The sequence below is a fragment of the Streptomyces laculatispora genome, assembly GCF_017353455.1.
Lineage (GTDB): Bacteria > Actinomycetota > Actinomycetes > Streptomycetales > Streptomycetaceae > Streptomyces > Streptomyces laculatispora.
The window spans coordinates 1-10,646 of the sequence record NZ_JAFMPZ010000593.1 but is presented as its reverse complement, the minus strand read 5'-3'; the positions used below and the strand labels follow the sequence as shown (position 1 = coordinate 10,646).

At 70.1% G+C, this 10,646-nt stretch carries 9 protein-coding genes and 1 pseudogene; 6 read left to right on the top strand and 4 right to left on the bottom strand.

The features are described from left to right. Positions 1–90: 90 nt before the first annotated feature. The 3 genes from J1C73_RS31265 to J1C73_RS31255 form a co-directional block, all read right to left on the bottom strand. Positions 91–297: a DUF397 domain-containing protein gene (locus tag J1C73_RS31265; RefSeq protein WP_123459914.1), complete on the bottom strand. Its 207-nt coding sequence runs from the start codon at positions 295–297 to the stop codon at positions 91–93. Positions 298–542: 245 nt separating this feature from the next. After that, positions 543–1,412, bottom strand: a complete 870-nt coding sequence (locus tag J1C73_RS31260) for a helix-turn-helix domain-containing protein (protein ID WP_207319320.1) — start codon at positions 1,410–1,412, stop codon at positions 543–545. A gap of 227 nt (positions 1,413–1,639) precedes the next feature. Next, a complete protein-coding gene (locus tag J1C73_RS31255) occupies positions 1,640–2,362 on the bottom strand; it encodes a GOLPH3/VPS74 family protein (protein ID WP_024491270.1) in 723 nt (240 codons plus the stop codon). A gap of 179 nt (positions 2,363–2,541) precedes the next feature. Here J1C73_RS31255 and J1C73_RS31250 point away from each other — a divergent pair, with 179 nt between their 5' ends. The 4 genes from J1C73_RS31250 (at position 2,542) to J1C73_RS31235 (ending at position 8,276) form a co-directional block, all read left to right on the top strand. Beyond that, entirely contained in the window at positions 2,542–5,124 is a 2,583-nt protein-coding gene (locus J1C73_RS31250; protein WP_242644969.1) for a D-alanyl-D-alanine carboxypeptidase family protein, read from the top strand. A 297-nt stretch (positions 5,125–5,421) separates the two neighbouring features. Then, entirely contained in the window at positions 5,422–7,230 is a 1,809-nt protein-coding gene (locus J1C73_RS31245) for a DUF8823 domain-containing protein (RefSeq protein ID WP_207319319.1), read from the top strand. Positions 7,231–7,362: 132 nt separating this feature from the next. After that, complete coding sequence (locus J1C73_RS31240; RefSeq protein WP_207319318.1) at positions 7,363–7,878, top strand: hypothetical protein; 516 nt, start codon at positions 7,363–7,365, stop codon at positions 7,876–7,878. Then, positions 7,875–8,276 carry a winged helix-turn-helix domain-containing protein gene (locus J1C73_RS31235; protein ID WP_207319317.1) on the top strand — a complete coding sequence of 134 codons (402 nt, stop codon included), beginning with the start codon at positions 7,875–7,877 and terminating at the stop codon, positions 8,274–8,276. The genes J1C73_RS31240 and J1C73_RS31235 overlap by 4 nt, the downstream gene beginning before the upstream one ends. Before the next feature lie 81 nt (positions 8,277–8,357). Here the strand turns inward: J1C73_RS31235 and J1C73_RS31230 are convergent, their stop codons facing one another. After that, the gene (locus tag J1C73_RS31230; protein ID WP_207319316.1) at positions 8,358–8,975 is read right to left on the bottom strand and encodes a TetR/AcrR family transcriptional regulator; all 618 of its coding nucleotides are present in this window, start codon (positions 8,973–8,975) and stop codon (positions 8,358–8,360) included. Between the two features lie 125 nt (positions 8,976–9,100). Between J1C73_RS31230 and J1C73_RS31225 the strand changes: the two are divergent. After that, positions 9,101–10,067 (top strand): annotated as a pseudogene (locus J1C73_RS31225) (alpha/beta fold hydrolase). A gap of 48 nt (positions 10,068–10,115) precedes the next feature. Beyond that, complete coding sequence (locus J1C73_RS31220) at positions 10,116–10,478, top strand: hypothetical protein (RefSeq protein ID WP_207319315.1); 363 nt, start codon at positions 10,116–10,118, stop codon at positions 10,476–10,478. The last annotated feature ends 168 nt before the right edge of the window (positions 10,479–10,646 follow it).

The window sequence follows — 10,646 nt, the reverse complement described above, 5'->3', positions numbered from 1 at the left end:
GGAGCCCCCTCGGCCAGGACGGCGAACCGCGCGAGAGGGCTACCGGCAGCACCTGGATCGGTGCGGCGACAAGGCGTGGGAACTCATCGGTCAGGCGTCGAGGGCGCCTTTCGCGACATCGCGCACGAACGAGTTCCAGGCGCCGGGGACGAAACCGATCGAAGGGCCCTCGGGGACCTTCGAGTCACGTACGGCGATCGCCTGTACGAGAGGGGACCTGACTTCGACGCACGCGCCGTTGCCCCCGGAATACGACGACTTCGTCCACTTGTCCGTAGCACCCTGACGAATGGCCATGTTCACTCCGGTTCAAAGAGTTGTGTGAGTGGCGCCAACGATGTTCTGCTGGCGTGATCGACGCTACTCGCCAAGCTCCCCGAGTGAAGGGGCCGTTCACTCGACCGGATGGCATGCACCATGCGGGTCTTCCATTACGAGGTGGCGACGGTGTACCGTTCCGCCGCCCCACCCGTAACATCGCTTCTTTTCCCGCATTCCGGACTTCACGGGCCGGCTGGTTCAATCGCCCGTTCGGCCGGTGTTCACGCCGGGTTCAGGCGGGTGTAGTCCTTCGCGATCCCGTCGATGAAATCCCGGGTCTGCTCCACATTCAGCGCCTGCGCCCGCAGGTGCTCGTACATGACGCTGTACCGCTGCACGTCATTCGCCTTCTCCAGATAGAGGTCGCTGGTGACTCCCTCGATGTAGACGACGCTGGAATCCGCGGCATCCGGGAATTCCAGGATGGCGTACTGCCCGTTGATTCCCGGGTGGGCGCCCATGTCGAACGGCAGCACCTGGACGGTCACATGCGGCAGGTGCGACAGCTCCACCAGGCGCTCCAGCTGCTCGATCATCACCTGCTTGCCGCCGACCAGCCGGCGCAGCGCGGACTCGTCGATCACCGCCCACAGCCGCAGCGGGTGCTCCGGGGCGTTGACCCGGTCCTGGCGGCGTGAACGGACGCTGACGCGCTTGTCGATATCGGCCTGCGGCGCCTCCGGCAGCGCACCGTTGATCAGCGCCTCGGCGTACTGCCGGGTCTGCAGCAGGCCCGGGATCACCTGGGGTTCGTACACCCGCAGTGATTCGGCGTCGGTCTCCAGGCCGATGTAGACGCTGTACGGGATGTCGCCGAAGGCATGCCACCAGCCCTGCTGGCGGGAGTCCTTGGCCATCTGCATGAGCGAGTCGACGATCCGGAGGTCCGCGACCTCGTACACCCCGCAGAGATCGCGGACATCGCGTTGGCTGATGGAGCGGCGGCCGTTCTCCAGGCGGCTGATCTTCGACTGCGAGACCAGCAGCCGCTCCGCCACCTCCTCGGCCGTCATGCCCTTGATCTCGCGCAGTCGGCGCAATTCCTGACCCAACCGGCGTCGTCTGACGGTGGGATTGACGTTGGACGGCACGGAAACGGCACCTCCGGCTATGTAGCTGTGCGTATCTACTGCTCAGCAGATTGCCACCCGCGCCCCCGGCCGCGCTGGGAAATGGCCACACGCAGCGGCGCGGGGCAGCCGGTGGTACCGGCTGCCCCGCGCTTGGTGCGGCTCCCGAACCGGGTCTTTGGGGACGTCGGTGCGGCGGTATTCGGTTGTTGCGGCGGTGCGGATGATGCCTCGGCGTCCGTGCTGCCCTAGTGGGCCGCGGTGTGCGCCATGCTGTCGCGGCGTGACTGCGACTGCGCTTGCGGTTGCAACGGCACGCCGGCCGCCTGATTGCGGCGCGGTTGTGCGACCGCCCCGTTCTGGACGTCCATCACGGCATGCGCCACGAGACCGCCCATCGGGTCGTGTCTGATCAGGTCCCGGAGCCGGGAGCGCGAAGAGCGCCCCTCGTTCCCGGGGTACAGGTGCTTGCCGAGTCCGACCGCGTGGGCCAGGGCGGCGAGCGCCGCGGTCCGCGGGTCCGGCGGTACGCCGGTGCGGATCGCACTGTCCAGCCGGGCCTTGATGTCCCGGCTGATTGCCGTGTCCGTCGCCTGGTAGCGAGTCGTCGGCAGCACTCCGCACATCTGGCCCGCCACGGCATGCACCATGCCGCACCGCTCCAGATGAGCGAGATAGATCTGGCGAAGCCCCAGTCGGGGTCCGCCTATCCAGTGGACGGCCCGGACCGGGCTGCCGCGTCTGCGCAGCAGTTCCAGTGCGGAGTCCAGAGTCGGATCTCCTGTCGGCCGTGGCATCACCACGGCGATACGATCCCCGTCAGGGGCTATCCGTCCTGCCAGGGCCAGCTCTACTAGCTGGGCTCCGGCGAGGCCGAGGTCGAGCGACTGCGGCTGCGCTGTGGTACCCGTGGTCGGGTCCAGAGCGAGCAACAGAAGCTCCTCCGGAATTGTTCTGCGGCTCCTGCCCATCCATGCCTCCCCGCGTGGATGAGTGACAGGGTGACCCCTCTCACATCTGTCTGTCGAGGGTGCCTGGGTGCTTTGTATGGGAACCAGTAGGTATGTCGTTCTCGTCTAGCAGCCCAGCCAATGGTTCACACGGGACACTGGTAGATGGTTCGGACAGCGCGGGGGTGCCCTCGCGCCGCATGGAGGAGGCATCGGTGGCGGGCGAGTCCCCCGACAAGTCGGAGCAGCAGAAGTCGTCGGGAACGGCTCGGAGCGAGCACGATCCACGGCTCGCGGTCTTCCGCGAACCCGCCTCCCCGGCGGAGTCCGGTGGCAGGACGGACACGGCGACAGCCGTTTTCAGCACGCAGCGGGTCGAGTTGGGGTCCGAGGTGGAGGCCGAGGGCAAGTCCGAGGGCGAGCCTGCGGCCGCGTCCGACGCGGTGGGCGACGGCCGGGAGCCCGGGGCCGCCGCAGTCGCGGAGAAGGCCTCTGAAGGCCCTGAGAGCTCGGTGGAGGCCCCTGGGGCGGAGCCGGGCGCCGCGGAGGCGGACGGGGAGCCCGAGGAGCCTGCGGAGGGCGCCGAGTCCGCTGAGGCGGCCGGTGCGGACGCCGCGGACGCCGCGGCGAAGGTTGATGCCGCTGATCCGGCGGAGGAGCCGGAGAGTGCGGCCGCCGGGCCCGGGAGTGACGCCGCCGAGCCCGGGGAGGGCGATGCGCGGCTGCGTGCGGCGGTTGCCGCCTGGGTGACGAAGGACGGTGACGGGGACGAGCCGGCCGGGGACGACTCGAAGCCGGAGGCGGTGGCGGACGCCGAGCCCGAGCCGGTGGCGGACGCCGAGGAGCCGGCCGGGGAGCCGAGCGACGGTGACGAGGCGTCCGGCGAGGCCCGAGTGCCCAGGACCCGTGCGGAATCCGGCGCGGAATCCGGCGCGGAATCCGGCGCGGAATCCGGCGCGGAGGCCGTCGAGGAGTCGAGTAAGAGCTCCGAGCCGGACTCGGGGCAGGACCCCGAGCCGTCGGGCTCCAAGGAGGACCCCGAGTCGTCGGGCTCCAAGGAGGACTCCGAGTCGTCGGGCTCCAAGGAGGACTCCGAGTCGTCGGGCTCCAAGGAGGACCCCGAGTCGTCGGGCTCCAAGCCGGACTCCGACAAGAAGACCCCCGACACCGAAAACGCGCAGGCCGCCGACAAGAAGGGCGGGGTCGATCAGCCGACGGCCGTCTTCAAGGCGCCCGTGCTGCCCCGCGTCGACCAGCCGACGACGGCGCTGAAGATCACGCCTCCGACGACGGCGAAGCCGAAGCCGGAGTCCCCCGCCGAGCGGACCAGCAAGTTCGTACCGCTGCGCGCCGACGACGTGCGGCCGGCCCCCGCGCCGCGCAGCCCCGGGGCCGAGGAACCCGCCCCTCCGTCCGGTCCGTCCTGGGCCGCCCAGCTGCCGCCCGACGCGTCGCTCAGCGGTGCCGAGCGGACCCGGCAGCAGCCGATGCCGCCCAGGCCGCCGCTCGACCTGCTGGCCGAGCTGACGAACACCCCGCCGCCGCCGGAGACCCCGGTCCGCACGGCCGTGCGCAGGGTCAAGATCTGGACGCCGCTGGCGCTCCTGCTGGTGATCGCATTTGCAATCGTGCAGATGGTGCGCCCGCTGCCCGACCCCGTGCTCACGCTGTCGGCGAAGCCCACGTACACCTTCAAGGGTGCTGACCTGAAGCTCGACTGGCCGTCGCAGGGGCAGTCGGCGGTCATCGTGGACGGTGTCGGTTCACTCGGTTCGGCGGGAGCGCAGAAGCCGGCGCCGATCGCCAGTGTCGCCAAGATCATGACGGCGTACGTGATCCTTCAGGGCCACCCTCTCTCCGGCAAGGAGCAGGGCGAGAAGATCACTGTCGATCAGCAGGCCGAGGACGAGTCCAAGGCCGAGGACGAGTCCAAGGTGGCGATCACCAAGGGGCAGAAGTTCACGGAGAGGCAGATGCTGCAGCTCCTGATGATCCCCTCGGGCAACAACGCGGCCCGGCTCCTCGCCCGCTGGGACTCCTCCTCCGAGGCCGCCTTCGCCTCGAAGATGAATGACGCGGCCAAGAAGCTCGGCATGAACCACACCACGTACACGGACCCGAGCGGACTGAAGAAGACGACCGTCTCCACCGCCGACGATCAGCTCAAGCTGGCCGCCGCCGTCATGAAGAACGAGATCTTCCAGGAGATCGTCGACACCCCGCAGATCAAGATCGACGGCATCGACACGACGATCTACAACAACAACACCATCCTGCTGGAGCCGGGCGTGAGCGGTATCAAGACCGGTTCCTCCACCCCGGCCGGCGGCAACCTGATCTGGTCGGCCAACACCGTCGTGGACGGCAAGAAGCTGTGGATCTACGGCGCCGTCCTGGGGCAGCAGGCAGGCACGGGCCAGCCGTTCGACAGCCTGACGATGTCGCTGTCCAACAGCCTCAAGCTGATCAAGGGCGCGCAGCAGGCCGTGACCTCGGCCAAGGTGGTCCACAAGGGCGATGTCGTCGGGTATGTGGATGACGGTTTCGGTGGCCACACGCCGCTGGTCGCGACCGCCGACCTGAAGGCGAAGGGCTGGCCGGGCCTCGACGTGGAGCTCTCGGTGGCGGGGAACGGCAAGGAGATCTCGCGCACCATGACGGCAGGCACCAAGGTCGGGGTGGTGACCGTGGGAACGGGCAGTGCCAAGGTCAGTGCTCCCGTTGCCCTTCAGCAGGACCTGACGGAACCGGGCTTCGGCCAGAAGCTGACCCGCGTCAGCTGATCCGGGTCGGCTTCCGGCCGAACATCCGAAGGCCCGGCCCCTTGTGCTCCGCGACTTCTCCCGCGGAGCACAAGGGGCCGGGGAGAAGCCGACCAACGGATGATCTTGAGGGGCTATCGAGCATTCCGTATGGGTGAATGCCGCCCCAGGGCCCTTTTCGGACAGCGCCAGAAGCTGCGTGCTAGCGTCCCAGAAACAACGCGTGTATCCCGGAACGCGTTTTCCGGCAATTGACGCCCACGCTGCGAACAGGTCGGCGGGTTTCACCGCGTCCGGGGAGGGACGGGGAGATTCGCAGTGACCACTGCTGAGCCGACACGGGCGAAGCGCGACGCATACGGGGTACGGAGCTCGGGCGGAGGAAGCGCACCGGACGGCGCCGGTCGGCTCGACGCATTCAAGCGGGGCTGCGTTCGTCATCCGGTCCTGCTGACGACTGCGGTGGCCGCGGCGGTCCACATCCTCTGGTTCTTCTTCTTCGCGAACAGCGGCGGCGACATCGCGGCCCAGGACGCCTGGGCCGAGTTCGTGGGCCGGCACCCCGGTACCGCGTACAACCTGGCCTGGTACGGGGGCATGCACCCCGTCTCGTACAGCGTCGTGTCGCCGTATCTGATGTCGGTGCTCGGTGTCCGTACGACGATGATGATCGCCGGTACGGTCTCGGCGGGGCTGACCTCGCTGATCCTGGTCAGGGTGCGGGCCGTCCGCAATCCGATCGCCTGCTCGATGGCCGGTGTCTTCGCGTACCTGTGCAACGCGCTGTCGGGCCGGGTGACGTTCGGGCTCGGCATGATGTTCGCGCTCGGCGCGGTGGCGGCGGTGTTCTGCTGGCCGCACCGCTGGCGGTACAAGCGGTGGGCGAAGGCGGTCGTGGCCGCGCCCCTCGCCGGACTCGCGACGGCCGGCAGCCCGGTGGCGGGGCTCTTCCTCGGTGTGGTCGCGGCGGCGCTGTTCCTGAACAAGCGCCGCCCCGGGGCGTACGCGCTGGGGCTGGCTCCGGTCGTGGTGGTGGCGCTGTCCGCGTGGCTGTTCCCGTTCTCCGGTACGCAGCCGATGTCGATCGCGACGCTGTCGCTGCCGTTCGTCTTCGCGGCCCTGGTCTTCTTCCTCGTGCCGCGCGACTGGAGGACCGTACGGACCGCGGCCGCGGTGTACGGCATCGGGACGCTGCTGACGTACGTGGTGGATTCGCAGATCGGCTCGAACGTGTCGCGGATGGCGATGCTGTTCGCCGGTGTGGTGCTGCTGGCCGCACTGCCGTACGCGGAGCCCCGCTCCCGGCGGTGGTACGCGCTGGTCCTCGCGTTCGTCGGGCTGAACTTCTGGATCGGGTTCAAGGGCGTCGACGACATCGTCCGGACCGCGCCCACCGCGTCCTGGACGCGGGAGCTGGCTCCGCTGGTCAATCAGCTCCAGAAGGTCGGTGCCGAGCGGGGCCGGGTCGAGGTGGTCCCCCCGAGCAGTCATCGGGAGGCGTCCGCGCTGGCTCCGCTGGTGAACCTGGCCCGCGGCTGGAACCGGCAGGCCGACATGGAGCGCAACCCGCTCTTCTACGACGACACCCTGAACGCCGTCAACTACCGGCAGTGGCTCGACCGCTGGGCCGTGCACTACGTGGTGCTGCCGCAGGGCTCCCCCGACTCCAGCGGCGCGGAGCAGGAGGCGGAACTGGTGAGCAAGGGGCAGTCGTACCTCAAGCCCATCTGGTCCGACTCCAACTGGCGGCTCTACTCGGTGGACAGCCCGGTTCCGCTGGCCGATCCACCGGCGACGGTGGACGAGGCCGGCGCGGGCGAACTGACCATCCATGTGAAGAAGGCGGGCCGGGTGCTGATCCGCATCCCGTACTCGCGTTGGCTCGCCCTGGTCGACGAGGAGGGCCGCAGCCTGGAGCGGCCTCAGGAGACCGAGGAGTCCAAGCGGCGTGAGGACAAGGAGCTCCCCAAGGACTTCGTCAACACGAACGGCTGCCTGATCAAGCTGGAGGAGGACCAGTACGGCGACGAGTGGACGGAACTGCTGGCGCCGCGCGCCGGCGTGTACCGGCTCGGCGCCCCGTATCAGCTGGCGCCGGGGACACCGTGCCCGGACGAACTGCGCTGACGGGATGACGGGAGCCGACGCCTTCGCTCTGCCCCGGCAAGTACTTTCCATGTTGGAAAGTTAATGCCATGATGGCACCTGCCAACGGGCGTCAGCCTGCTCGAGTGCCCTCAGGAAGGATTCGGTGTGCCCATGCCGTCGCAGGAGAGCAAGTCGGCACCCCTGGAGGGTGAGGGCCGGTCGGTGGCGTACGCCGAGGACGCGCTGAAGGGCGTGGAGGCGGCCAGGGAGCGGGCCCGGCTCAGGTCCGGGCTGGCTCCGGAGTGGTACGGCCCGGCCGTGGTGGTGACTCTGGTGCTGCCGAGCGTGGTGCAGGCCTGGAGCCAGGGCAGGGGTGGCTGGGCGGCACTGGTGGCGCTTGTCGTGTCACTCCTGGGGCTCGCCGCCGTGCTCGCGCTCGTCCGGGCCGCGCGGCGGGCGGCGGGGGTGCGGGTGACGCGGTCCTTGTCCTCGCGCCTGCGCCGGAGCCGGATCGCACTTCCGGCCGTCCTGGCGGCGGGCCTGCTGGCGGGAGTGTGCTGCTGGGGATACGGGGCCGGAGGGGCCGCGGCCCGGATCACGGCGTTCGCCGTATGGGGGCTCGGTGTGTGGGGCGTATGCATCGCCCGTAACGCGGCGATCAACCGGGCGCTGCGGGAACTCGCGTGAAAGGCGATCCGCCAGGACGGGAGCGGGCCGCCCTGGACGAGACCATCCACCATCCGACCCGGCTGGCCGTGGTCGCCTTCCTCTCCGCCTGCGACGAGGCGGAGTTCGCCACCGTTCGTGATGGCTGTCAGGTGTCCGACTCGGTTCTCAGCAAGACCGCGTCGGCGCTGGAGGCCGCCGGCTACCTGGACGTCCGCAAGGGGCATGTGGGCAAGCGTCCCCGGACCTGGCTGTCCCTCACGCCCGCCGGCCGGCAGGCCCTGGCCCGGCACATCACGGCACTCCAGGACATCGTGGCCACGGCCCGGAGCGCGGCCACGGGCGCGGCCGCCCCCGGATACGCCGAGCACGCCGGAGGCGCCGAACCGGCGGTCCGGGCGGCTCCGTCGCCTGAGTGAAGCGTCCTCGGTGAAGCGTCCTCGCGGACGGGCGGCGACCGGACGGGCGTGAACGGCCGGTGGCCGGACGGCCGGCACCTCTCAGCTGTCGCGCCCGGCGCCCCGGAAGATCCGGTCGAGGTGGTGGCGCAGGACGGCGATGGCGTGCTCGGCGTCGCGCTGGCCGGTCAGGACGCTGATCCCGAGCCCCGCCGTCATGGCAAGCAGGCTGACGGCCTCTGTCCGTACGTCCACGTCGGGCCGGACGAGACCCGCGTCCTGTGCCTGCGTGAGCAGGCCGGTCAGGGTGTCCTCGGCGGCGTCGGGGTTCTGGAGGAACGGCTGCGCGGCGAGTGCCTCGTCCGTCACGGCGAGTACGGCGTACGAGGTGTAGACGAGGTGGAAGGCGCGGCTCTCCTCGTCGGTGGGCAGTGAGGCCAGCAGCAGCGCCTCGACCGTCGCGCGCGGCCCCGGGGTGTCCCCGGCGGCCCGGACCCGGGCGGTGACCCGCTCGCCGAACTCCTCGGCCAGCTGCTGGAGCCCGTGGAGCAGCAGCTTCTCCTTGGTCTCGAAGTAGTACTGCACCAGCCGCAATGACACCCCGGCCTCCGCGGCCACGTCGCGCATCCCCACGGCGTGCAGTCCGCGCCTTCCCGCGACCCGGACGAGGGCCCGCGCGATCTCCGTGCGCCGTTCGTCGTGGTCCACACGTTTTGGCATCGGCCGCTTCTCCACCCGTCCGTACGTCTCGTCCGCCCTGGCCGGGCGCACTTCATGGTACCGCCGTACCATGAACGTGGTACGGTCGTATCATAAAAACGAGCTGCTCCAGGAGGTGGCCCACCGTGCCCGATGCAACGACCCGCGACCGCGCCCCGGCCGACGTCGGCCGTTACGTGAGCGACGCCCTGCGCGACCGGTACTTCGCAGCCTGCGACGCGCTGTACGCGATGGGCGCCCCCGTACGGTCGGAACTCGACGTGGAGACCGGCTTCGGGACGACGCACGTATACCGGTACGGCCCCACGGACCCCGCCGCCGCATCCCGCACCCCGGTCGTCCTGGTGCACGGCGCCGGCTCCTGCTCGGCCATGTGGTACCCGAACACCGCCGCGCTCAGTGCCGAACGCCCGGTCTACGCGATCGACACCCCCGGCGATCCGGGCCGCAGCGTGCAGCGCGAGCCCATCCACCAGCCGGAGCGCGCCGCGCAGTGGCTGGACGAGACGCTGTCCGGCCTGGGCCTCGACCGCGTACACCTGATGGGCTCGTCGTACGGCGGCTGGCTCACCCTGAACCAGGCCCATCGCGCCCCCCCATCGCCTTGCGTCGGTCACCCTGCTGGACCCCGGCGGGCTGGAGAAGGTCGGGCTCCGCTTCTTCGTCTGGATCTTCGTCAGCCTCTTCGCGACCTCCGCCCCCAAGGCGCTGCGCCCCCGCCTGGCGGCCTGGCTGGAGCAACCGGTGATCATCGTGCCGGAACTGCGCGCGATGATCAGGGCGAGCGTCCGCGCCTACCGCGTACGCCGCCCGGCCCCGCTGCCCCTCACCGAGGACGAACTGCGCACCATCCGCACGCCGCTCTACCTGGTGCTGGGACAGCGGAGCCTGCTGGTGCACCCGCGGCGGCAGTTGGAGCGCGTCCCGCGCCTGGTGCCGGGGGCGGTCGCCGAGATTGTCGGCCACACCGGACACGGGCCACAGATCGACCACGCCGCCGACGTCAACGACCGGGTGCTGAAGTTCCTGGCCGAGGTCGACGCCGGCACAGGCACTGACACCGGCACAGGCACCGGCACCGACGTCGACTGACAAGGCTCGACGGCTTTCGGCGCCGCACTGCCAGTACGCTGCCGCCCCATGACACCACCTCAACAAGACGCGGAGGCAGGCGCCGAGGCGGACGCTCCCGCAGCCACGAAGGCCGCACCGGATCGCCCGACGCTGCTGTGGGGCGTCTCGCTCGCCTCGATGGGCGTCTTCCTGGCCACCTGGGTCCTGCTCTGGCTGAACGCGTACGTGATCAACGACGACCTGCCCCACACCTGCAACGACGTACGAAGGCAGAGCTTCCCGCCGGAGGTGGCGTGCGCGTCCGCCAACGGAACGCTCACCGGCGCGAACGCCGGATGGCTGGTGGCCCTGTTCTTCGCCTCGCTCGTGGTGTCGGTGCTGGTCGTGGGCATGTCGCTGGCGATAGCCACGGCCGTTCGCAGGCGATAGCCACGACCACCCAACGGCGGCAGCCACGGCCGTGGGCGAGCTGACGGCATGACGGGTCCGACGGCTTCCACGGCCGCCCCGGTTCGGCCGATGCCGCTCACAGGTGCCGGCCTACCGGGGCGGCCGTGGAAGCCGTCGGACCCGTCATGCCGTCAGCTCGCCCACGGC